General features: G+C 69.8%; 19 protein-coding genes. 12 read left to right on the forward strand and 7 right to left on the reverse strand.

The genetic code is table 11. From position 1 onward, the window contains the following. Positions 1-45 precede the first annotated feature (45 nt). Positions 46-1,074 (forward strand): zinc-binding alcohol dehydrogenase, encoded by a 1,029-nt coding sequence (locus AB0J87_RS05495; RefSeq protein WP_363962751.1) that lies wholly within the window; start codon positions 46-48, stop codon positions 1,072-1,074. A gap of 2 nt (positions 1,075-1,076) precedes the next feature. Continuing rightward, positions 1,077-1,862 carry a sugar phosphate isomerase/epimerase family protein gene (locus tag AB0J87_RS05500; RefSeq protein WP_363962752.1) on the forward strand — a complete coding sequence of 262 codons (786 nt, stop codon included), beginning with the start codon at positions 1,077-1,079 and terminating at the stop codon, positions 1,860-1,862. Between the two features lie 1,184 nt (positions 1,863-3,046). Here the strand turns inward: AB0J87_RS05500 and AB0J87_RS05505 are convergent. Further along, complete coding sequence (locus tag AB0J87_RS05505) at positions 3,047-4,150, reverse strand: zinc-binding alcohol dehydrogenase (RefSeq protein WP_363962753.1); 1,104 nt, start codon at positions 4,148-4,150, stop codon at positions 3,047-3,049. Beyond that, positions 4,143-5,027: a Gfo/Idh/MocA family oxidoreductase gene (locus AB0J87_RS05510; protein ID WP_363963109.1), complete on the reverse strand. Its 885-nt coding sequence runs from the start codon at positions 5,025-5,027 to the stop codon at positions 4,143-4,145. Before AB0J87_RS05510 ends, AB0J87_RS05505 begins: the two co-directional genes overlap by 8 nt. On the opposite strand from AB0J87_RS05510, the gene AB0J87_RS05515 reads away from it, so the two are divergent. The 3 genes from AB0J87_RS05515 (at position 4,974) to AB0J87_RS05525 (ending at position 7,276) form a co-directional block, all read left to right on the forward strand. After that, positions 4,974-5,150 (forward strand): hypothetical protein, encoded by a 177-nt coding sequence (locus AB0J87_RS05515; RefSeq protein WP_355191473.1) that lies wholly within the window; start codon positions 4,974-4,976, stop codon positions 5,148-5,150. The two genes, AB0J87_RS05510 and AB0J87_RS05515, sit on opposite strands and share 54 nt — an antisense overlap. Positions 5,151-5,213: 63 nt before the next feature. After that, complete coding sequence (locus tag AB0J87_RS05520; RefSeq protein WP_363962754.1) at positions 5,214-6,164, forward strand: glucosyl-3-phosphoglycerate synthase; 951 nt, start codon at positions 5,214-5,216, stop codon at positions 6,162-6,164. Further along, a complete protein-coding gene (locus AB0J87_RS05525; RefSeq protein ID WP_363962755.1) occupies positions 6,161-7,276 on the forward strand; it encodes a glycosyltransferase in 1,116 nt (371 codons plus the stop codon). The genes AB0J87_RS05520 and AB0J87_RS05525 overlap by 4 nt, the downstream gene beginning before the upstream one ends. Before the next feature lie 105 nt (positions 7,277-7,381). On the opposite strand, the gene AB0J87_RS05530 is transcribed toward AB0J87_RS05525, so the two are convergent. Continuing rightward, positions 7,382-8,176 (reverse strand): universal stress protein, encoded by a 795-nt coding sequence (locus AB0J87_RS05530; RefSeq protein WP_363962756.1) that lies wholly within the window; start codon positions 8,174-8,176, stop codon positions 7,382-7,384. Positions 8,177-8,254: 78 nt separating this feature from the next. Here AB0J87_RS05530 and AB0J87_RS05535 point away from each other — a divergent pair, with 78 nt between their 5' ends. Beyond that, positions 8,255-8,557, forward strand: coding sequence for a hypothetical protein (locus tag AB0J87_RS05535; protein WP_363962757.1), 303 nt, complete (start codon positions 8,255-8,257; stop codon positions 8,555-8,557). 92 nt (positions 8,558-8,649) lie between these two features. Continuing rightward, positions 8,650-9,210, forward strand: a complete 561-nt coding sequence (locus AB0J87_RS05540; protein ID WP_363962758.1) for a phosphatase PAP2 family protein — start codon at positions 8,650-8,652, stop codon at positions 9,208-9,210. Between the two features lie 14 nt (positions 9,211-9,224). On the opposite strand, the gene pip is transcribed toward AB0J87_RS05540, so the two are convergent. After that, on the reverse strand, positions 9,225-10,190 hold the full coding sequence (gene pip / locus AB0J87_RS05545; RefSeq protein ID WP_363962759.1) for a prolyl aminopeptidase: 966 nt from the start codon (positions 10,188-10,190) through the stop codon (positions 9,225-9,227). A gap of 44 nt (positions 10,191-10,234) precedes the next feature. Here pip and AB0J87_RS05550 point away from each other — a divergent pair, with 44 nt between their 5' ends. Then, positions 10,235-11,146, forward strand: coding sequence for a threonine/serine dehydratase (locus AB0J87_RS05550; protein WP_355191355.1), 912 nt, complete (start codon positions 10,235-10,237; stop codon positions 11,144-11,146). On the opposite strand, the gene AB0J87_RS05555 is transcribed toward AB0J87_RS05550, so the two are convergent. Both AB0J87_RS05555 and mscL read right to left on the reverse strand, forming a co-directional pair. After that, positions 11,143-11,718, reverse strand: coding sequence for a hypothetical protein (locus tag AB0J87_RS05555; protein ID WP_363962760.1), 576 nt, complete (start codon positions 11,716-11,718; stop codon positions 11,143-11,145). The two genes, AB0J87_RS05550 and AB0J87_RS05555, sit on opposite strands and share 4 nt — an antisense overlap. Positions 11,719-11,793: 75 nt before the next feature. After that, the gene (gene mscL / locus AB0J87_RS05560) at positions 11,794-12,213 is read right to left on the reverse strand and encodes a large conductance mechanosensitive channel protein MscL (protein WP_363962761.1); all 420 of its coding nucleotides are present in this window, start codon (positions 12,211-12,213) and stop codon (positions 11,794-11,796) included. A 193-nt stretch (positions 12,214-12,406) separates the two neighbouring features. Here mscL and glgX point away from each other — a divergent pair, with 193 nt between their 5' ends. From glgX to treZ, 3 genes are read left to right on the forward strand one after another with little or no spacing between them, the layout of a single operon-like run. Next, on the forward strand, positions 12,407-14,500 hold the full coding sequence (glgX, locus tag AB0J87_RS05565) for a glycogen debranching protein GlgX (protein ID WP_363962762.1): 2,094 nt from the start codon (positions 12,407-12,409) through the stop codon (positions 14,498-14,500). Beyond that, positions 14,493-16,622 carry a malto-oligosyltrehalose synthase gene (gene treY / locus AB0J87_RS05570; protein ID WP_363962763.1) on the forward strand — a complete coding sequence of 710 codons (2,130 nt, stop codon included), beginning with the start codon at positions 14,493-14,495 and terminating at the stop codon, positions 16,620-16,622. Before glgX ends, treY begins: the two co-directional genes overlap by 8 nt. Beyond that, complete coding sequence (treZ, locus tag AB0J87_RS05575) at positions 16,612-18,330, forward strand: malto-oligosyltrehalose trehalohydrolase (RefSeq protein WP_363962764.1); 1,719 nt, start codon at positions 16,612-16,614, stop codon at positions 18,328-18,330. The genes treY and treZ overlap by 11 nt, the downstream gene beginning before the upstream one ends. Positions 18,331-18,675: 345 nt before the next feature. Here the strand turns inward: treZ and AB0J87_RS05580 are convergent, their stop codons facing one another. After that, the gene (locus AB0J87_RS05580) at positions 18,676-19,995 is read right to left on the reverse strand and encodes a serine hydrolase (protein WP_363962765.1); all 1,320 of its coding nucleotides are present in this window, start codon (positions 19,993-19,995) and stop codon (positions 18,676-18,678) included. 1,019 nt (positions 19,996-21,014) lie between these two features. Here AB0J87_RS05580 and AB0J87_RS05585 point away from each other — a divergent pair. Then, entirely contained in the window at positions 21,015-22,160 is a 1,146-nt protein-coding gene (locus AB0J87_RS05585) for a hypothetical protein (protein ID WP_363962766.1), read from the forward strand. Positions 22,161-22,215: the final 55 nt, after the last annotated feature.

Here is a 22,215-nt window from a genome sequence, read left to right on the forward strand (position 1 = left end):
CTAAAGCTTTGACTTTTGTTTGATCATTAAGCGTAAGTGTGGAGAATGCGCGTCATCACGTTCGAGCAGCCAGGCCGTGTCCGCGTCAGCCTGGAATCGCCAGCCGCCCTGGCGCCGGGATCCGTACGAGTCCGTACGATCTACTCCGGCGTTTCGGCAGGCACGGAGCTCACCGCCTATCGCGGCACAAATCCATATCTCAACCGTCATTGGGACACCGAGCGCCGCCTCTTCGTCGATGGCCAGACGCACGCGTACCCGCTGACCGGCTGGGGCTACCAGGAGGTCGGCGAGGTCGTCGAGGCCGCGCCCGACGTCGCCGACCCGCCGGTGGGCAGCATCGTGTGGGGCATCTGGGGCCACCGCGCGGAGGCCGTCGTGCCGGCGGAGAAGCTGGTGGGGCACGTGATGCCGCCCGGCGCCGATCCGCTGACCGGCGTGTTCGCCCGGGTCGGGGCCATCGCGCTCAACGCGGTGCACGCCTCCGACGTACACCTCGGCGACCAGATCGCGATCTTCGGGCAGGGCGTCATCGGGCTGCTCGCCACCCGCCTGGCCGTGCTGAGCGGCGCCCGGGTGGTCGCGGCCGACGCCATCCCCGACCGGCTGGAGCTGGCCAGGAGGTTCGGCGCGGCCGAGGTGTTCGACGTGCGCTCCGGGTCGGTGGCCGAGTTCATGCGCAAGCGCGTCGAGGGCGCCGACACCGTCATCGAGCTGAGCGGCACCCACCAGGGCCTGCACGAGGCCATCAGGACCGTGCGCAAGGGCGGCAGGGTCGTGGCCGCCGGCTTCTACCAGGGCGACGGCGTCGGGCTGCGGCTGGGCGAGGAGTTCCACCACAACCAGGTCCAGCTCGTGTCCTCCCAGATCGGCGGCGTGGCCTCGTGGCTGGCGCACCGGTGGGACGTCGAGCGGCTGCAGCGCACGTTCATGGCGCTCGTGCACGAGGGCCAGATTGAGGTCGGCGACCTGATCAGCCACGTGGTCCCCGTCGAGAGGGCCGAGGAGGCCTTCGACCTGATCGACAAGCACCAGTCCGAGGTGCTCCAGCTCGTCTTCACCTTCGAGGAGTGACAGTGAAGCTCGCCGTACAGGAGCAGCTTCTGCCCGGCCGCACGCTGCAGGAGAAGTTCGCGTTCGCGCTCGATGCCGGGTTCGACGCCATCGAGCTGCGCGGCAAGGGCGATTTCCACTTCGCGGGCCGCCTGACGGAGCTCAAGCGGGCGCGGGCCGACGGCGTGGTCATGCCGACGGTGTGCGTGGACATGCCGCACTTCATCGGCGACTTCGACCCGGCCAAGCGCAAGGACGCCATCCAGCAGCTCAGGTCGCAGCTCACGGTGATCGCCGAGCTGGGCGGCATCGGCGTCATGACGCCCGCCTCCTGGGGGCAGTTCTCGCTCCGGCTGCCGCCGTTCGAGCCGCCGCGCAGCGCGGAGGAGGACCGCGAGGTGCTGACCGAGGCGCTGGGCGTCCTGGGCGAGCACGCGCAGCGCAACGGCGTGCTGATCATGCTCGAACCCCTCAACCGGTACGAGAACCACATGGTCAACACCCTGGCCGAGGCCGTCTCCTACTGCTCGATGGACTCGATCAGGATCGTCGGCGACACGTACCACATGAACATCGAGGAGGACGACCCCTGCCGCTCGCTGGTCGAGGCCGCCCCCTACCTCGCGCACATGCAGATCAGCGAGTCCAACCGCAACCAGCCGGGCACCGGTCACATCGACTGGGGCGCGCAGCTGGGCACGCTCGACGCCGTCGGCTACGACGGCTACCTCGCCCTGGAATGCCGCCTGCGGGGCGAACCCGAGATCGTCCTCCCCCAGACCGCGGCCTTCGTCAGGAAATACCTATGATCCTTCGCGATGCCGTGCGCGTCCTGGTGACCAACTGGGACGGCAGCTACACGGTCCCCTCCCGGCGCCTGTACCCGCACCAGTGGAGCTGGGACTCCGCCTTCATCGCGATCGGCAACGCGCAGTGGTCGCCGCGAAGGGCCAGGATCGAGCTGCTCTCCCTGTTCGGCGCGCAGTGGCGCGACGGCAGGGTGCCGCACATCGTGTTCAACCCCGCGGTGCCCGAAGGGGCCTACTTCCCCGGGCCCGAGTTCTGGCAGGCGCACGCACCGTCGGGCTCTGCGACCTCCGGCATCGTCCAGCCGCCGGTCCACGCGCTGGCCGCGTGGAAGACGCACCTGGCCGAGCCCGACCCGGCGTTCCTGCGCCGGATCTACCCCCGGCTCGTGGCCCAGCAGGAGTTCCTGCGCGCGGCCAGGCGCTCCCCTGAGGGGCTGATCTCGATCGTGCACCCCTGGGAGTCGGGCATGGACAACAGTCCGGCCTGGGACCTGCCGCTGCGGGCCGTACGGCCCGACACCGTGGGCTTCGTCCGCCGGGACCTCGCCACGGTCAGCGCCGACGAGCGGCCCACCGACCGCGACTACGAGCGTTACGTCTCGCTCGCCCGCGCCTACCGCGACTCCGCCTACCGCAGTCCGGGGGAGTTCCAGGTCGAGTGCCCCCTGTTCAACGCCGCGTACGGCGTCGCCGAGTCGACCCTGGCCCTGATCGCGGAGGAGTGCGGCCTCGACCCCGAGCCGCACGAGCGCGAGGCGGCCGCCATCACCGAAGCCATGGTCGAGCACCTCTTCGACGGCGGCCTCTTCCAGGCCCGCGACGTGCGCACGGGCCGGCCGCTCCACTCCGCCAGCACCGCCGGGCTGACCCCGCTCATGCTCCCGCACCTGCCGGACGAGGTCGCCGAGGCGCTGATCGGCACCACGCTCGACCGGTTCGCTTTCAAGGACGGGGCGCTGCCCAGCTACTCTCCCGCGGCGCTCGAGTTCGACCCGGCCCGCTACTGGCGCGGCCCGAGCTGGGTCAACCTCACCTGGCTCGTCTGGCAGGGGCTCAAGGACCGCCGCCCCGACCTCGGCGCCCTGGTCGCCGAAGGGATGGTCAACGCGGTCGCGCGATCGGGCTTCCGCGAGTACTTCGACCCCTTCAGCCTGCACGGCCACGGCAGCCACGACTTCAGCTGGTCAGCCGCCCTCCTCCTCGACGTGGTCGCTGAGCACGGCCTGGACGGTCTGCCGGCGTCTGGCCGCGAGGTCGGACAGGAACTGGGGGGCCTCGGCGAACCCGACGACATCGGTGATCACGTGCTCGCGTAGCCGCCCTCCGTACCGCCTGAGCAGGGCGATCGTCTCGTGCGAGAGCCGCTCCCTGTCCCAGGAGTGCGCCAGGCCGCGCGGCACCCGGCCGATCTGGGCGCAGCGCAGCGTCAGCCCGTTGTGGTGGAACTCCTCGCCCAGCCGCACCTCCTGCGCGCCCTGGGTGTAGAAGGCGAGGTCCACCAGCGTGCCCTGGGGGCGGAGCATCCTGAGCCCGAGGGCCAGCGCCCTGGTCTGGCCGCGGCACTGGAACACCACGTCGGCGCCCCGGTCGTCGCGGCCGTGCCGCCAGCGGCGCTTCAGGTCCACGGCGGGATCCTCGTCGGTGGCAAGGACGTTCGCGCCGAGCGCCGCGGCGATCGCCAGCCTGGCCGGGGTCTCGTCCACGACCACGACCTCGGCCGCGTCGCAGGCCATCGCGAAGCACGCCGTCAGCAGCCCCACCACGCCCGCTCCCACGACCGCGACCCGCCGCCCGCGCACGCCGTCACCGAGCCGCTGCACGGCCGGGCCGTGCAGGTCGTGCGCGGCGTGCAGGAGGCCGTTGGCGCAGATCGGGCCCATGTGGGCGACGTAGACGCCGAGCATGGGGTCGAGGTCGTCCGGCAGCTCCACGAACCGGTCGGCCATCGGGTCCGCCACGTACGCCGTGCGATGTCCGTAACACATCGCGACCAGCGCACCCTCGCTCACGGCCCGTGTACGCGTCTCGACCACCAGGCCGACCTGCATGTAGCCGATGCCGCGCACCGGGTAGGCGATCGACGGCGTGCCGTCGGCGAAAAGCCCGAGCGCCGGGTCCCAGGTCGAGGACAGGTACGGGTTGGTGCCCTTGACGTAGGTCAGCTCGGTCCCGGCCGAGACCCCGCTGTGGGTGGTGGCCAGCATGAACCCACCCTCGGGAATGCCCGGCAACTTCTCCTCGACCAGGCGAACCTCGCCCGGCGCCTCAATACTGAGCACATTACCCATCCAGCACCACCGGCCTCCGTTCCGCCGCGGACTGTGCGAGGGCCAGCGCCAGGCGGTGCGTCCGCAGCGCCTCCCCGTACGGTACGCGTACGTCGGCGTCCTTACCCTGCACCGCGTTGATGAACTCCCGGTCCACGCGCGTCTTCGCCTGGCCGTCGTCCTCGATCACCCGCCGGCCGTCCACCAGCAGCCGCGTCTCGCTGAGCTCCAGCGCGAGGCCGTCGGCGCACACCTCCAGCCCCACCCGGTGCTTCTGGGTGAGCAGGCAGGAGGTGGCCAGCAGCCCGGCCGCGCCGTCGGCGAAGCGCAGGACCGCCGCCGTGGCCCGGTCCACCTCGCCGTCGCTGTGGTTGGCGGCGGGGACGGCGTGCACCATCGACACCTCGCCCACCAGGACCCGGGCGAGGTCGAGCACGTGGACGGCCTGCTCGACGATCTGGCCGCCGGACATGTTCGGATTCAGCCACCAGGCGACCGGCGGCACCTTGTCCAGCCAGTGGCCCAGGGCGAGCCGTACGGGGCGCTCCGCGAGCAGGTCACGGGCGTGTTCGATGATGTCGAGATAACGCCAGTGATGGCCGACCGCGGTCGGCAGCGATCTCCGTTCGATTTCGGACGCGATGTTTTCTGCGGTTTGGAGGTCGAGCGAAAGGGGTTTTTCCACAAAAAACGGTAGATTACACGCCAGAACATCATGTTCGGGGGTGCCGTGCGCGAAAGGAGGCACACAGACGTAAACAGCATCGAGACCGCCGGCGCTGAGTAGGTCGGCATGGTCACCATAGGCGGGGGCGCCGTGCTGGGAGGCCAAAGCCTCGGCCCTGTGGAGATCAATGTCGGCGATTCCCGCGATCGAGACATCTGGGAAGCCGGACAGTACATCTGCGTGGCGAGCGGCGACATTTCCGGCACCGATGATGCCGACGCGGGTCATTGGGGACACATTCCGGCATATGCCACATCTGATCGCCATCAAACAAAGAGGTTCAAAGGCGCATAGATCGGGCAGAAGTCGTGACCTCGTGAGATCGGGGCTTACTGCATGGAGAGAAACCTGCGTGCCTTGGCCAGAATCCAGGAATGGTACGGTCCGCACTCGAGCACGGCAGCCGAGTGGCCGGTCGACGCCCTGATGCTGGCCAAGGGATCCACCACGGTAAGTGTCATCCTGCCCGCTCGTGACGAAGAGCGCACAGTGGGTGACATCGTCCGTGTGATCCGCCGCGACCTCGTCGAACGGGTTCCGCTCGTCGACGAGATCCTCGTCGTCGACTCCAACTCGATCGACGCCACCGCCGAACGCGCCCGCGAGGCGGGCGCCCGCGTGGTGGCGCAGAACCAGGTGCTCTCCCACCTGCCGCCCTTGACGGGCAAGGGGGAGGCGCTGTGGAAGGGGCTGGCCGCCTCAAGGGGCGACATCGTCGTGTTCGTGGACGCCGATCTGCTCAACTTCGGCGCCCACTTCGTGTCCGGCCTGGTGGGGCCGCTGCTGGTGGACAGTGACATCAGCTTCGTCAAGGCGACCTACGAACGTCCGTTCACGGGCGAGGACGGCGTGGTTCGCCGCGCCGCGGGTGGCCGGGTGACCGAGCTGGTCGCCCGACCCTTGATCAATATGTTCTGGCCGGAGCTGGCCGGGTTCGCCCAGCCGCTCGGCGGAGAGTACGCGGCCAGGCGCGAGGTCCTGGAGCAGGTGCCCTTCGTCACCGAGTACGGGGTGGAGTTCGGCCTCCTCGTCGACCTGCTCCAGCTCGTCGGCCTGGACGCGATGGCCCAGGTGGACCTGGGCAGCCGTACGCACACGCACCAGTCGATGAGCGCGCTCGGCCGGATGGCCGGGCAGATCATGCTCACCGCCTGGTCCCGCCTGGAGCGCCAGGGGCGCGTACTGGCGGCTCAGCGCCCCGCGCACACGATGCTGCAGTTCGGGATCGACGGGGCGGACCTGGTGGACGTGGCCGTGGCGGAGCGACCTCCGCTCGCCTCCCTCGTACAAGAGGAGGATGTGGCATGAAAGTCCTGGTCAACGCGGGGCCGTGGCTCGCGGTCCCGCCCCCCGGCTACGGCGGGATCGAGAACGTCGTGGCCACGCTGGTGCCCGCGCTGCGCGAGCGCGGCGTGGAGGTCGTCCTGGCCTCCGTCGGGTCCAGCACGCTCGAGGTGGACGAGCTGATCAGCGTGTACGACGACGGCCAGTTCACCGAGTTGCAGAAGCCATACAACCAGGTCATGGGCATCGCGCACGCCCACCAGGCCAGGGTGGCGGCCGAGCTGCGCGCCCGCGGCGACATCGACCTCGTCCACGACCACGTCGAGGTGGTCGGGCCGGCGGTCCTGTCGGCGTTCGGCGGGCCTCCCGTCCTGCACACCCTGCACTGGGACCTGCGCAAGCATCCCGCGTTCTACGGCGCGTTCCCGCCGTCGATCGCGGTCAACGGCGTCTCGGAGTCGCAGCTCGCCCGCGCCCCCGACGCCCTGCGGGCGGCCTCCCTCGGGGCCGTCTACCTGGCCAGCCCGCTCGCCGACCGCGACCTGCGGGTCGACCGGGGCGAGTACATGCTGGTCATGGGCCGGATCTGCGGGCTCAAGGGCCAGCACGTGGCGGCCAGGATCTGCCAGAAGCTGGGGCTCCCGCTGATCCTGGCGGGGCCGGTCAGCGGCCGCAACACCCCCGCCGAGCTGGACGACGTGGTCCAGAACCCGTACCACCCCCTGCACAGCCATCCCGACGTCCGCTACCACCTCGACCAGGTGGCCCGGTACCTCGACGGGGAGCTGGTCAGGTGGGTCGGCGCCGTGGGCGGCGAGGCCAGGGACCAGCTCTACGCGAAGGCCAGGGCCGCGCTCTTCCCCATCCAGTGGGACGAGCCCGGCGGCACGGCCGTCGTCGAGGCGCTCGCGCTCGGGGTGCCGCCGGTCGGGCTGCGCCGCGGCTGCCTGCCCGAGATCATCGACCACGGCCGCACCGGCTTCCTGGCCGACTCCGAGGCGGAGCTGGCGGAGTGGGTGCTGCGGGTGGACGAGATCGACCCGGAGGAGTGCCGCAGAGAGGCCCGCCGCCGGTTCTCGCCGTCCGTCATGGCGGAGCGCTACCTGGAGCTGTACGAGGCCGCCACGGCCCGCTGACCTCGTGCCGCGCTGAAGAGGCGCCCGAGCCGGTCGGGGAGCCGGCTCGGGCGCCTCCGCGCGCCGGTGTCAGTCGCGGTTTCAGGCGCGGTTTCAGGCGCGGTGTCAGGCGAAGCCGCGGGGGAGCACGATGACCGGGCAGGGCGAGGCCCGCAGCGCCTTCATGGCCAGCTCGCCCAGGAACACCCGGTGCGGCTGCGCGTCCTCGCTGGCCGCGCAGATCAGCAGCTCGCCCGGCAGCCACTCCACGTCCGCCAGCGCGGCGGTCACGTCGTGGCCCTCGGCCACCTCCGACTCCGCCTCGATGCCGGTGGTCTCCCAGGCCAGCCGCACGGCCAGCGCGAGGTCGTCCCTGAGCTTGCCCGGATCCTCCGTGCGCAGGTCGAGGGTGATCAGCCGGAGCGGGATGCCCAGCCGCAGCGCCGCCTGCGCCATCCGTTCCACCGCCTCGTCGCACTGCGGCCGGTGCACGTACGCCAGCGTCAGGCGCTCGGGCCCGTCGACCGGGACGTACCGGGCGGGCACCAGCATGACCGCCTCGGACGACAGGTGGAGCAGGTGGTTGGAGGTGGCGCCGATGGTGATGCGGCCGTGCTGGCCGCCGTCGGCCGAGCCGACCACGATCAGGTCGGCCCTGATGCGGCTGGCCAGCACCGACAGCCCGCGTCCTGTTCCCCTGCTCTCGTACGTGAGGTAGCCGGCGGGGATCGGGCCGAGCTCCTCCGCCGCGTGCGCCAGGTTGGCCTGCGCCTCCACCGCCAGCCCCGGGCTGCCCGGCGGGTAGATCGTGGCGACCGTGAGCTCGCCGCCGGTGACCCGGGTGATCGCGCCGGCCAGGGCCAGGGCGTCGCGCCCGCCCGGGTCGTTCGTGTAGCCGACGATCACGTGCTCTCCGATCACGAGAGCCCTCCTACCCGCTCTGAGCTGGGAATACGCGGCCTTGATCGGAACGTTGTAAACCATCGGAAGGGCAAAGAAGTGAAGATCACCCTCGACATGAGTTTCAACGGGACCCATGGTCCGGTCACTCTCCGTGAAGCGGTTCAACAGCTCAAAGAGCGGGATCTGGCCTGCACGGTGGCCGCGGACACCGTGGAGCAGAAAGTGACCATATTCTCCGCCTGTGTCGAGCGCGGGTTCACGCCGCTCCGCAGCGAGATCATGGCCGCCTACTACGTCGCCGAGCGGGACGCCACCTCCGAGGCGTTCGACCGGGGGCTCATCACCAGGGCCGAGCTGGAGATGCAGCACGCCGCCCTCGCGCGCAAACTTCTTTCTTAGGACATTTCCCGACTTTCGGCCTTATGGTCGAGGCGTTTGACCGCGGGAGTTCGTAAGGTCGTGTCCATTGCCCATTCACGGATTGGACACACGTGTACCGCGACATCGTCGACTTCGCCCTGACCACGCCCGGGTGGCTGCACACCCTCGCCGAAGTCGGGACGGATGCCGGGTTATTCCTGTTCGTGGCGCTGTACGCGGCGGCCGCGTTCCGGGCGTGGCGGGCTCCGGCCCGCGACCTGGCACTGGTGATCGCGGGTCCGGCCGGCGTGGTGTTCGCGTACGTCGTGAGCGAGGTCGTCAAGACCGTCATCAGGGAGGACCGGCCGTGCCGGGGCGGGGTCACGACGATCTCCGCCTGCCCGCCCTCGGGCGACTGGTCCTTCCCCAGCAACCACTCGGTGATCGCGGCCGGGGCCGCCGCCACCCTCGTGCTCGCCTGGCGGGCGCTCGCGTGGGTGGTGCTGCCGCTGGCCGCGGTCATGGCCTTCTCCCGCGTCTTCGTGGGCGTGCACTATCCGCACGACGTGGCCGCGGGGTTCCTGCTCGGCCTGGCGCTGGCGCCGCTGTTCGCACTGCTGTCGGTGGGGGCCGTCACACCTGCGGTACGACTTGCGCGGCGTTCACTGGCCGAGCCCCGCTCGGCGGGCTGAGGTGGATGTCCTCGCTACGCTGCGGATCCACCCCAGCGGTCTGTCGCCTCAATGAGCCGGTCCAGGATGCCCGGCTCGCTGAAGGCGTGCCCGGCGTCGTGGATCATGTGGAAGTCGGCCTCGGGCCAGGCCTTGTGCAGGTCCCAGGCGGTGGCCGCGGGCGTGCAGGCGTCGTAACGGCCCTGCACGATCACGGCGGGGATGTGCCGGATCTTGTCGACGTCCCTGATGAGCTGCTCGGGCTCGAACCAGCCGCTGTGGTGGAAGTAGTGGTTCTCGATGCGGGCGAAGCAGACGGCCAGCTTGTCCTCGCCGAACGACGCGACGAGCTCGGGGTCGGGCAGCAGCGTGATCGCGCCCGCCTCCCACTGCGCCCACGCCTTGGCCGCCGCCAGCCTGGCCTCCCCGTCCTGCCCTTCGAGCCGCCTGCGGAAGGCGGCCATGAGATCGCCGTGCTCCTCGGCGGGGATGGGCGCGAGGAACGACTCCCACCGGTCGGGGAACAGGTAGGAGGCGCCGTCCTGGTAGAACCAGTGCAGCTCGTGGGGCCGCAGCGTGAAGATCCCCCGCAGGATCAGCTCGGTCGTGCGGTCGGGGTGGCGCTGCGCGTACGCCAGGGCCAGCGCGCTGCCCCACGAGCCGCCGAAGACCTGCCACCTGTCGATGCCGAGGTGCTCGCGCAGCCTCTCCATGTCGGCCACGAGGTGCCAGGTGGTGTTGGCGGCGAGGTCGGTGGCGGGGTCGCTGGCGTGGGGCAGGCTGCGGCCGCAGTTGCGCTGGTCGAACAGGACGATCCGGTAGCGCTCCGGGTCCCACTGGCGCCGGTGCTTGGCAGAGCACCCGCCGCCGGGGCCGCCGTGCAGCATGACAGCGGGCTTTCCCTCGGGATTGCCGCAGACCTCCCAGTAGATCTGGTTGCCGTCTCCCACGTCGAGCAGGCCAGACTCGTAGGGTTCGATGGGCGGGTACAGCGTTCTCATAGTCTCCGATCCTGCCTCATCCCGGCGGCCCGTAGGGTGATCGCATGGAGCTGGTGACGATCGACGACATTCGGACGGCGGCCGGGCGGATCAAGGGAGTGGCGGTGCGGACGCCGCTCGTGCGGATGGGCGAGGCGTGGGTGAAGCCCGAGAGCCTGCAGCCCGTCGGGGCGTTCAAGCTCAGGGGCGCGTACAACGCCGTGGCCTCGCTGCGGCCCGACGGTGTGGTCACGCACTCGTCCGGCAACCACGGGCAGGCCCTCGCCTTCGCGGCCAGGGAGTTCGGGGTGCCGTGCGTGGTCGTCGTGCCCGAGGGGACGCCCCGGGTGAAGACGGCGGCCATCGAAGGGTGGGGCGCCGAGGTCGTCGTCGTGCCGCCCGAGCAGCGGGAGGTCGTGGCCGAGAAGCTGGCGGCGGAGCGGGGGCTGACGCTGGTGCCGCCCTACGACCACCGGGCGGTGATCGCGGGGCAGGGCACCGTCGGGCTGGAGATCGTCGAGGATCTGCCCGACGTCGAGGTGGTGCTGGTGCCGGTGGGCGGCGGAGGGCTCGCGTCCGGGGTCGGCACGGCCGTCAAGGCGCTGCGGCCCGACGTCCGGGTGATCGGGGTCGAGCCGGAGCTGGCCGCCGACGCCGCCGAGAGCCTGGCCGCCGGCCACCCCGTGGAGTGGGGGACGGCCAGGACGTTCCGGACCGTCGCCGACGGGCTGCGTACGGCGCTGTCCGAGCTGACCTTCGCGCACATCAGCCGCCGGGTCGACGAGATCGTCACCGTGTCGGAGGACGAGATCAAGGCCGCCATGGGGCACCTGGCGCGCTCGGCCCGGCTGGTGGCCGAGCCGAGCGGGGCGGTCACCACGGCGGCGCTGCTGTCCGGCCGGGTCGCGACCGGGCGCACGGTGGTCGTGCTGTCCGGGGGGAACGTGGATCCCGAGCTGTTCAGGCAGGTGATCTAGGAGGCCCACTCGTGGCGCGTCAGGAACGAGCGGTCGCCCGTGGCGTACTCGTTGAAGGCGGCCTGCACCTCCGCCAGCTCGGGCACCATGGTCCGGATGAGCGTGCCCTCCTTGTACTCCAGCTCGTAGCCGGGTGACACCTGCAGGAAGTGCCGCCCGAAGTTGACCAGGGCCACGAACGGGTTCTGCGCCGTCAGCGTGGCGAGGACGTCGTGGATCAGGCCGAGGTCCGGGTCGTGGACGAGCATGCCGTCGCCCGTGTGGAGCTGCATGCCCTCGTAGACCCCCAGGGGCGCCACGTTGTGCACCAGGTCGCGTTGAGGGTCGTAGCAGACCAGCCCGTGCGCCCGCGCGATCGTGAACACCTGCGCGGACATCTCGTCCATCGTGTCCAGGTCCATCGTCACCAGCACATGGCCCGCGTAGATCGTGACCTCCCCGGGCATCTCCTTGGCGACGTCGGGTGCCTCCCCGGTCACAGGGGAGTCCCGCTTGACCGCCAGATAGGTGGCACGGGCCTGGTCCCTGCTGATGGGCACCGGCTCGTCCCACACCATCAACTCAACGCTCATCGGTCCATCTTGACGGACAAGCACCGTACTCGCGCGACACGGCACCCATGTACCGGAAAGCCGTGCCGGACAAAGTTAGGCGGGCTTCTCCGAATCCGGCACCAGCTCGACCGTGCAGGCGGCGCATCGCCGGGCCTCGGCGGGGATGTCGCTGAGGCATTCGGGGCACTGCTTGGTGGTGGCGTCCTTGTTCCGGTCGAGCAGGCTGATCAGCCGGGTCATCGGGGCCACGATCAGCCAGTACACGACCGCGGAGACCATCAGGAAGGTGACGAGGTGGTTGAGGAAGTCGCCGTACTTGAACCGGCTGCCGTTGACGGTGAAGGAGTAGTCGGCGAAGTTCGGCTGCCTGCCGCCGGTGACGGCGCCGATCAGCGGAGTGATCAGGTCGGAGACGAGTGCCTGCACCAGGCCGCTGAAGGTGGCGCCGACGATCACCGCCACGGCCAGTTCGACGATGTTGCCGCGAAGTAAGAAGCTCTTGAAGCCGCCCATGGCACCACCACGTTGCCGGGATCGGCGCCGGCAAACCATGCTTCGAGCGTGGGCCGCCTCTGATACCGCGCCGTCGGGGACGGCTCACCTCGTTCAACTGGCATAACGACCCGGTGAGGATGGGAAGGAACAAAGCGGCTTGTCCGGGTGAGCGGGGGAACGGAACATGGGGAGAGACCGCAAGGGAGCCTCGATGATCGAGATCTGGCCGGGAGACCCCTATCCGCTCGGGGCGACCTACGACGGCGCGGGCACGAACTTCTCGCTCTACACCGAGGTCGCGGACGCCGTCGAGCTGTGCCTGTTCGACGAGGACAACGTCGAGTCGCGGGTGCCGCTGACCGAGGTCGACGGGTTCATCTGGCACGGTTACCTGCCGGGGATCGGGCCGGGCCAGCGCTACGGCTACCGCGTCCACGGCCCGTACGACCCGGCGCGCGGGCTGCGCTGCAACCCGGCCAAGCTGCTGCTCGACCCGTACGCCATGGCCATCGAGGGCGGCGTGGCCTGGAACGAGGCGGTCTACGGCTACCGGTTCGGCCAGCCCGACACGCGCAACGACGCCGACTCGGCCCCGTACGTGCCGCGGTCCATCGTGATCAACCCGTTCTTCGGGTGGGGGCACGACCGGCCGCCCGCGACGCCGTACCACGACACCGTGATCTACGAGGCCCACGTGCGGGGGCTGACGGTCAGCCACCCCAAGATCCCCAAGCACCTGCGCGGCACGTACGCGGCGCTCGGCCACCCGGAGATCCTCGACCACCTCACCAAGCTCGGCGTCACGGCGCTGGAGCTCATGCCGGTGCACCAGTTCGTGACCGACCACATCCTGGAGCAGCGCGGCCTGTCCAACTACTGGGGCTACAACTCGATCGGGTTCTTCGCGCCCCACAACCGCTACTCCAGCCAGGGGCAGCGCGGCGGGCAGGTGCTGGAGTTCAAGGCCATGGTCAGGGCGCTGCACGAGGCGGGCATCGAGGTCATCCTCGACGTGGTCTACAACCACACCGGCGAGGGCAACCACCTCGGTCCCACGCTGGGGCTCAAGGGGATCGGCAACCCCGACTACTACCGGCTGGTCGACAACGACCCGCGCTACTACGTGGACACCACGGGCACGGGCAACAGCCTGCTCATGCGCTCGCCGCACGTCCTGCAGATGATCATGGACTCGCTCCGCTACTGGGTCATCGAGATGCACGTCGACGGGTTCCGCTTCGACCTCGCCTCGACGCTGGCCCGGGAGCTGCACGAGGTCGACCGGCTGAGCTCGTTCTTCGACCTGGTGCAGCAGGACCCGGTGCTGTCGCAGGTCAAGCTGATCGCCGAGCCGTGGGACGTGGGGCCGGGCGGCTACCAGGTCGGGAACTTCCCGTCGCGGTGGACGGAGTGGAACGGCCGCTACCGCGACACGATCCGCGACCTGTGGCGCGGGCAGCCGGCCACGCTGCCCGAGTTCGGGTCCAGGTTCACCGGGTCGAGCGACCTCTACCAGGACGACAGCCGCCGTCCCGCGGCCTCGATCAACTTCGTCACCTGCCACGACGGCTTCACCCTGCAGGACCTCGTCTCGTACAACGGCAAGCACAACGAGGCCAACAAGGAGGGCAACCGCGACGGCACCGACGACAACCGGTCCTGGAACTGCGGCGAGGAGGGTCCGGCGGACGACCCCGTCGAGGCGCTGCGCGAGCAGCAGAAACGCAACTTCCTGACCACGCTCTTCCTGTCGCAGGGCGTGCCGATGCTCTCCCACGGCGACGAGCTCGGCCGCACGCAGAAGGGCAACAACAACGGCTACTGCCAGGACAACGAGCTGACCTGGGTCGACTGGTCCGACGTGCGGGAGAACTGGCTGCTGCTGGAGTTCACGCAGAGCCTGGCCGCACTGCGCAAGCGGCATCCGGTCTTCCGCCGCAGGCGCTTCTTCTACGGCAAGCCGGTACGCGGGCTCAACGACATCGCCTGGCTCACGCCGTCCGGGGAGGAGATGACGGACGGCGACTGGAACGTCGGATACGCGAAGTCGCTGGCCGTGTTCCTCAACGGCGACGCCATCACCGAGCCCGACCGGAGGGGCCGCCCGATCAGGGATGACTCGTTCCTGCTGCTGTTCAACGCGCACTACGACATGATCAAGTTCACGATCCCCAAGGACTACGGCGAAATGTGGCACACGGAGATCGACACCGCCATGCCGATCATGCTCGACGCGCCGATGTGCCGCGGCGGGGAGGCCATCGAGGTGCCCGGACGCAGTGTGCGGGTGTTGCGCCGTGTCTAGGCCGGCCTCCACCTACCGGGTGCAGCTGACCCCCGACTTCGGCTTCGCCCAGGTGGCCGAGATCGCCGGCTACCTGCGCGACCTCGGCGTGAGCCACGTCTACCTCTCGCCGATCCTGCAGTCCACGCCGGAGTCGCGGCACGGCTACGACGTCACCGACCACTCCAGGATCAGGGAGGAGTTCGGCGGGGCGACGGGGTTCAGGGAGATGGCGCAGCAGCTCGCCGCCCATGACCTGGGCGTCGTGGTGGACATCGTGCCCAACCACATGAACACGGTCAACGCGCAGTTCTGGTCCGTGCTGAAGGACGGGCCCGCCTCGCCGTACGCGAGCTGGTTCGACATCGACTGGCAGGACGGGAAGGTCGCGCTGCCCGTGCTCGGCGACGACACGGAGCCGTACGTGCACGGCGACGTGGTGCGTTACCACGGGCACACCTACCCCTATCCCGGCCACTACCGGCTGGTCGACTGGCGCGAGGGGCCCGGCTACCGGCGCTTCTTCGACGTGTCCTCCTTAATCGGCCTGCGGGTGGAGGATCCGTCGGTGCTGTTCGCCACGCACGAGGTGATCTTCTGGCTGCTCGACGAGGGGCTGGTGGACGGGTTGCGGGTCGACCACCCCGACGGGCTGGCCGACCCGCGGGGCTACCTGGAACGGCTGCGCGCCAGGGTGGGCGAGACCTGGACCGTGGTCGAGAAGATCCTCATCGGGCCCGAGCGGCTGCCGGGCGACTGGGCCTGCGACGGCACCAGCGGCTACGACGTGCTCAACCGGGTGAACGGGCTCTTCGTCGATCCCGACGGCAAAGCCCCACTCGTCCAGCTTTTTGCCGAGATAACCGGGCAACCTTCCGAGTACCGGCCCGTGATGGCGCAGGCCAAGCGGGAGGTGATCGACCTGTTCTTCGGCGCCGAGGTCGCGCGCCTGGCCAGGGCCGCCGCGCAGGACCCCGCCGCCGTGCGCGAGCTGCTCGCCGCGATGCCGGTCTATCGCGCGTACGTGGTGCCCGGCGAGCCGCCGCCGCCCGAGTCCGTCGAGATCGTCGAGCTGGCCGCCGAGGCGTGCTCGCCCGCCGTGCTGCCGCTGGCCCGCGAGGTCCTGTACGGCCCGGACGAGGCGGTCGTACGGTTCCAGCAGGCGTGCGGGCCCGTCATGGCCAAGGGTGTGGAGGACACGGCGCTCTACCGGTGGTATCCGCTGGCGTGCCTCAACGAGGTGGGCGGGGAGCCGGACGCGTTCGGGGTGGCGGTGGAGGACTTCCACGACTTCTGTGCCGAGCTGCGGCCGTACACGATGACCACGCTGTCCACGCACGACACGAAGCGGTCGGAGGACGTGCGGGCGCGGCTGTCGGTGTTGTCGGAGCTGCCCGAGGAGTGGGCCGCGGCGGTGGCGTCGTGGTCGGCCTCGGTGCGCTTCGACCCCCATCTGGACTATCTGGGCTGGCAGAACCTCATGGCGGCCTGGCCGATCTCGGTCGAGCGGTTCACGGATTACCTGCTCAAGGCGGCGCGGGAGGCCAAGACCGCCATTTCCTGGATAAATCCGGATCCGTCCTATGAGCGCGGGTTGCGGGAGTTTGCGGCTGCGGCGGTGCGGCAGCCCGTCGGTGAGTTCACCGCGCGGATCGAGCCCTACGCCATGTCCAACTCGCTCGGGGCCAAGCTCGTGCAGCTCATGATGCCCGGGGTGCCCGATGTGTACCAGGGCAACGAGACGACCGACTTCTCACTGGTCGACCCGGACAACCGGCGGCCGGTGACGTACCCCCGCAAACCCGAGACTGCGTGGGACGCGGCCAAGCTGCTGGTGACGGCGCAGGCGCTGCGGCTGCGCCGCCGTCTCGGGGGAGCGGCGCCGTACCGGCCGCTGTGGGCGGAGGGGCCGGCGGCGTCGCACGTGATCGCCTTCGCCCGCGGGGAGCGGCCGCAGGCCGTCGCGGTCGCCACCCGGCTTCCCGCGCGTCTGGCCCGGTGCGGATGGGGCACCACGTCCCTGACGCTGCCCGGCGGGACCTGGCGCGACCTGCTCACCGGCGGCCTCTACACGGGGCGGATCCCGCTCGCGCACCTGCTCGGTCAGTATCCGGTCTCACTGCTGGAGCGACATGATCTTTGAGGTCTGGGCACCGAAGGCCACGGCTGTCGAACTGTTCGCCGCGGGCGGACCTCACGCGATGTCGCGTGGGGAAGGGGGCTGGTGGTCGGTCGAGGTGGCGGGGGCCTCGCACGGCACGCGGTACGCGTACCAGGTGGACGGCGAAGGGCCGTACCCGGATCCGCGGTCGCGCCGGCAGCCGGAGGGGGTCTTCGGGCAGAGCGCCGTGTACGAGCACGCTCGCTTCACGTGGTCCGACCACGAGTGGAAGGGTCGCGACCTGCGGGGAGCGGTGATCTACGAGCTGCACGTGGGGACGTTCACGTCGGAGGGGACGTTCTCGGCGGCCATCGAGAAGCTGCCGCACCTGGTGGAGCTGTCGGTCGACTTCGTCGAGGTCATGCCGGTCGCGCCCGTGCCCGGGGGACGGAACTGGGGCTATGACGGGGTGGATCTGTACGCCGTCAACGAGACGTACGGGGGGCCTGACGGGCTCAAGTCGTTCGTGGACGCGTGCCATCAGGCGGGGATCGGGGTCATCCTGGACGTCGTCTACAACCATCTCGGCCCGTCGGGGAACTTCCTGCACCCCTTCGCCCCTTATTTTTCCGGATTTAAGGGCAGTTATTGGGGCGATGCGGTCAATTTGGACGGGCCGGGCTCCGACGAGGTGCGGCGGTACTTCATCGGCAACGCGGTGCAGTGGCTGCGCGACTACCACATCGACGGGCTGCGGCTGGACGCCGTACACGCGCTGCACGACCGCCGCGCCGAGCACCTGCTGGCGGAGCTGTCGGGGGAGGTGGACGCGCTGGCCTGCTCGCTCGGCCGCCCGCTGTCCCTGATCGCCGAGTCCGACCTGAACGACCCGCGCATGGTGCGCTCGCTCGACGCCGGCGGCCTGGGCATGACCGCCCAGTGGTGCGACGACATCCACCACGCCCTGCACTGCGCGGTGAGCGGGGAGTCCCACGGCTACTACGCCGACTTCGCCTCCCTGTCGGCGCTGGCCAAGGTGCTGACCTCGGGACTGCTCCACGACGGCACCTACTCCTCCTTCCGCGGCCGCTCCCACGGCCGTCCCTTCACGGGCGTACCCGGCCACCGGCTGGTCGCCTGCCTCCAGAACCACGACCAGATCGGCAACCGCCCCGGCGGCGACCGCCTGCCCGTCCCCGCGCTCAAGCTGGGCGCGGGCCTGCTGCTGACCTCGCCGTTCACCCCCATGCTCTTCATGGGAGAGGAATGGGGGGCGCGCACGCCGTTCCTGTTCTTCTCCGATCACCTGGAGACCGCGCTGCGGGAGAGCGAGGCGGCGCGCCGGGAGCGGGAGTTCGAGGGGTTCGGGTACGTCTGGGACGCGCCCGACCCGTCGGACGAGGACACGTTCCTGCGCTCGAAACTGGACTGGAGCGAGGTGAAGGAGGAGGAGCACTGGTCGCTGCTGTGCTGGTACCGCGACCTGATCGCCCTGCGCAAGGCCCTGCCCGAGCTGTCCGACCCGCGCATGGACCGGGTCAGGGTGGAGGTGGATCCGCTGGGGAAGTGGCTGGTGATGTGGCGGGGGGCGCTGGCGGTGGCGGTGAACTTCGCCCAGGAGTCGGCCAGGGTGCCGGTGCCCTCTGGAACGGTGCTGCTGGCCTCGGACGACCCCGTCATGGCGGACGGCCGCTTCCTGCGCCTTCCCGCCCAATCCATGGCCATCTGCAAACCCCACTCGGCTCACTGACAGCCATTCGTGGTGGGGGCGCAGGGCGTCAGACGGGTTCTCCGGCGCTGCCCGATCACGCGGTGACGCCGACCGGTATCCGTAGCACCCCCACCGGCCCCACCCCGAGACCGCCCTGCACTATTTCTCACGCTCTCCGCGCACCTGCCCCGCACCCGCCCAGCGCGGGCTACCCAGCGCGAGCCTGCGCAACGGGGGCCTGTCTGGCGCTGGGGCCTGTCTAGCACTGGGGCCTGTCTAGCACTGGGGCCTGCTCAGCGCTGGGGCCTGCTCAGCGCTGGGGCCTGCTCAGCGCTGGGGCCTGCCCCGGGCTGGGCAGGCCCCACTCGGCCAAGATCTCATGCGCTAGGGATAGCGCCGCTTCTCGTAGTCGTCGATGATCTTGCCCAGCTTGGCGAGCTTCTCGGTGAACCAGACGTTCTCGGCGCCCGTCGGCGGGCGGTTGGAGTCCACGTACTGGTAACCGAGGTTGGAGAACATGGTGACGACGTAGGTGCGGCCTCCCTTGCCGGGCAGGGCCTTCACGATGCCCGCGTCAGCGCCGGAGTTGTTCACCCAGCCGTTCTTGTGGGCGTACGTCACCTCGGCCGCGTCGTTGCACGGCCGTACGTCGCGGCCGTACGCGATGCCCTGGCCGGGGATGGTCACGGTGCCGTCGGCGCCGATCCAACGCGAGGGCGTGAGCTGCGGGATGCCCGGGGCGGGGTAGGTGGCGCCACACCAGTTGGTGGTCGACAGGGCGAGGTTCATGCCCTGGTCGCCGAGCTTGCTCTTGAAGAACTCGCGGGAGGCGTCGCTGAGGACGGCGGCGGTGACGCCGGTGCCGTTGGGAGCCGTCCACAGGGTGCCCAGGCCGCCGTTGACCAGCATCAGCAGCTTGGCCGTGTCGAGCGAGCTCATGGTGACGGGGTTGCCCCAGCGTCCGCCGGTGTTCGGGTTGGTGTTCTTCAGTTGCAGGGTCTCCAGGCCCAGGTCCTGGAAGGTCTGGTTGAGGCCGTCGATGGCTGCGCGGTCGTGCAGCAGTTTGACCATGGCGCAAGCAGCGTTGTTGGACGACCAGGTGAGCGCGGCGTCCAGGTAGCCGCGGATCGTGTTGCTGCTACCCGGCCCGCACAGCGAGCTGATCGGCGCGATCGGCTCGTAGTTGTAGGTGTCGTCGAGCGAGATCTGCCCCTGGTCCACGAGGCGCAGCACCCCGAAGGCCACCATCAGCTTCAGCACCGACGCGGGGTACGGGCTCATGAAGTCGATGGAGGCGTTCTCGCGGCCCGGCACCACGTCGATGGTGCCCTGGCCGTGATTGGCGTACCAGCCGGCGTCGTCCCACTGGCGCCAGCGGACGTCGGTGGTGTGCAGATTGCGGTCGACCGGCACGACCTTCCCGTCCGGATACTGCGGGCTCATCAGCACGGTGCCCGAGGAGACGGGGCGGCCCGCCCGGTTCAGCTCGATGACGGTCAGGTCGATCTGCGGCTGCTGCGAGATCGGCTCGGCCGCCGCGACAGCCGCGAGCAGGTCAGCCTTCTTCGGCGGCTTCCTGGCCTCCTTGTCGACGCTGTCCTGCCGCAGCGCGTTCAACTCGGCCGCGCCGGTCGGCGGATTGGTGTCCAGGACCTGCTCGAACTGCGACTGGTCGAGAGCCCGGCGTAAGTGATGCGCGAGCACGCTCGCGGAGCCGTCCTCTGCTGCGGCAGCCGGAGGCGGCGCGACCAAACCACCCAGCAGTACGGCTGCGGCGGCGAGCCCGGCGATACCTCGACTTCGATTTCTGGATCTTGAGAGGTTCACCGCGCCACTCTAGCCAGCGAGCGAGCCGGCGCGGCGCAAAACTACTTCGCCTGAGCGTTGACGAGCAGCGCCATCCTCCGGCGCGCCAAGCGCACGGCCGACTCTTCCGGCACGTTCACGCCCACCGATGCAGACTACGAGCCTGGTGACCGGCCACCCACAACTGCCGGAGCGGACCGTCATCCACAAGGGCGAGCACAGCCCCAGGCCTTATCCACAGAACCCCGTTCCACCCCGCCCAAGCCCTCCGCGATAACCGATGATCCTGAGTGCCCCACCAACCCCGACCCCAAAAAACACCCGCTGACACCCCCAACACGCCGGACACCCCCAACTCGCGAGACATCTCCAACCGGCCGGACATCCCCAACCGGCCATACACCCCCAAGCCGCCAAAGGCCCCCAACCGGCCGGACACCTTAACCGGCCCGACACCTCAACCGGCCCGACACCTCAACCGGCCCGACACCTCAACCGGCCCGACACCTCAACCGGCCCGACACCCCAACCGGCCCGACACCCCAACCGGCCCGACACCCCAACCGGCCCGACACCCCAACACGCCAGACACCCGCATCACGCCCGAGACCCCAACCCGCCCGAGGCCCGGATACGTCCCGGACACCCCCAACACCGCTACCCCCACCAACACCACTACACAACCCCAAACACGCCGGGCAACCCGGCGCCCCCGCACCCCCACCATCGCAAGCCCTCAACATCGCACCCCCAACATCGCGGCTTCCATACCGCGACACCACCAACAGCGCCACGCCGCGACCCCAAACGCCGCGACGACCCTCAACACCCCAACCCACCAACACCCTCAAACCACCAACACCTCAACACCACGGTTCGTGCGGAGCCAGAGACAGACAACCCGGAGTACATTCACCATGAAGATCATCCTGCCGTTGCCCGCCACGCTGACCTCCCTCTTCATCGTGGCCACGGAGCGCCTGCCGTTCGACGTCGACTCCTTCGTGCCCTGGCGCATAGCCGGCCCGTACAGAAGAGCCGCGATCACCGCAGCAGGCAACGGCTCCTTGACGGTGACGCACCACCAGACTCCTTGGAAACCAACCGCGACCAACCTCACAAGCGAGGAAAGACGCCGCCTACGCCGCACTGGTCAACACGTGGTGGTGTCCACGACCGCACCCCCGCACAAGCTTCCGACCAGCATTCAGACGGCGAGGGCGACGGCCCGGGCCCTGGCGAGGGAGTGCGACGGCCTCCTGATCGACCCGCTGACAGGTACCAACATCCTCACCTGCGGAAGATGCGCAGGCGAGCCCCCGGACTTCCGCCTCACCGACGACTGGCTGTCCTGGGACATCCAGGTCCACGACGCGGCGACCTGTCCACCCTGGGATCCGTCCGACATGGGCGTGTGCGACTGCCTGCGCGTCACATCCCGAGGCCTGCGCCGCTTCGCCCTCCCCGAGATCACCCTCGACGGCGCCGCCTGCGCCCACAACCTGTGCGCGACCAACCTCCTCCGCACGGTGGCCCACCGCCTCATCACAGACCACCTGGCCTACGTAGCCACTCACCCGGAGGCCACCGACCGCAAAATCGACGACTTCCTCCAGATAAGCCCCACAGACCAGCCGGACGGCGGCCTCCCTTTCGGCGTCCAGCTGACGCCCTACGACGCGGACCAGGGCGAACTGGGCCGCACAGGCACCATCCGCCGCCTCAAGATCGGCCCACCACCAGGCGCCGGCCAGATCACCTGCCTGAAGGTCGGCCCACCGTCCGGCTTCCCCGGCTCCCTGAACGACTGGCTATGCGCCACCCAAAAGCCCGCCCACCCCTCACTCGCCTTGATCAACTGCCACCCCTCAACCCCACCCACCCCCTCACTCCCAGCCCCATTCGCTCCAACACCCCCGACCCCGCAACACCCTCTCGAACCAACTCGAGCCGTCCCGCAAGCTCCGCTCACGGAGCCGAGGCCAGCCCCAATCCTGGCCATGGCACCGACTCCGACTTCCGCTCATCCCCCACGCGCGGAGGTCGAACGTGCAGCAGCCTGAGCCCGCCTCTGGGCCCCAGCGACCCAGGCGCGACCCGGCTACGGCGTCGACGGAC

The sequence above is a fragment of the Nonomuraea sp. NPDC049625 genome (assembly GCF_040675285.1).
Taxonomy (GTDB): Bacteria; Actinomycetota; Actinomycetes; order Streptosporangiales; family Streptosporangiaceae; genus Nonomuraea; species Nonomuraea angiospora_A.

Excerpts from the sequence above, each read along its gene's own strand:
- AB0J87_RS05495 (WP_363962751.1), top strand. The coding sequence starts at position 46 with ATGCGCGTCATCACGTTCGAGCAGCCAGGCCGTGTCCGCGTCAGCCTG.
- AB0J87_RS05505 (WP_363962753.1), bottom strand. The coding sequence starts at position 4,150 with ATGGGTAATGTGCTCAGTATTGAGGCGCCGGGCGAGGTTCGCCTGGTC.
- AB0J87_RS05525 (WP_363962755.1), top strand. The coding sequence starts at position 6,161 with ATGAAAGTCCTGGTCAACGCGGGGCCGTGGCTCGCGGTCCCGCCCCCC.
- pip (WP_363962759.1), bottom strand. The coding sequence starts at position 10,190 with ATGAGAACGCTGTACCCGCCCATCGAACCCTACGAGTCTGGCCTGCTC.
- AB0J87_RS05550 (WP_355191355.1), top strand. The coding sequence starts at position 10,235 with ATGGAGCTGGTGACGATCGACGACATTCGGACGGCGGCCGGGCGGATC.
- AB0J87_RS05555 (WP_363962760.1), bottom strand. The coding sequence starts at position 11,718 with ATGAGCGTTGAGTTGATGGTGTGGGACGAGCCGGTGCCCATCAGCAGG.
- mscL (WP_363962761.1), bottom strand. The coding sequence starts at position 12,213 with ATGGGCGGCTTCAAGAGCTTCTTACTTCGCGGCAACATCGTCGAACTG.
- glgX (WP_363962762.1), top strand. The coding sequence starts at position 12,407 with ATGATCGAGATCTGGCCGGGAGACCCCTATCCGCTCGGGGCGACCTAC.
- treZ (WP_363962764.1), top strand. The coding sequence starts at position 16,612 with ATGATCTTTGAGGTCTGGGCACCGAAGGCCACGGCTGTCGAACTGTTC.
- AB0J87_RS05585 (WP_363962766.1), top strand. The coding sequence starts at position 21,015 with ATGAAGATCATCCTGCCGTTGCCCGCCACGCTGACCTCCCTCTTCATC.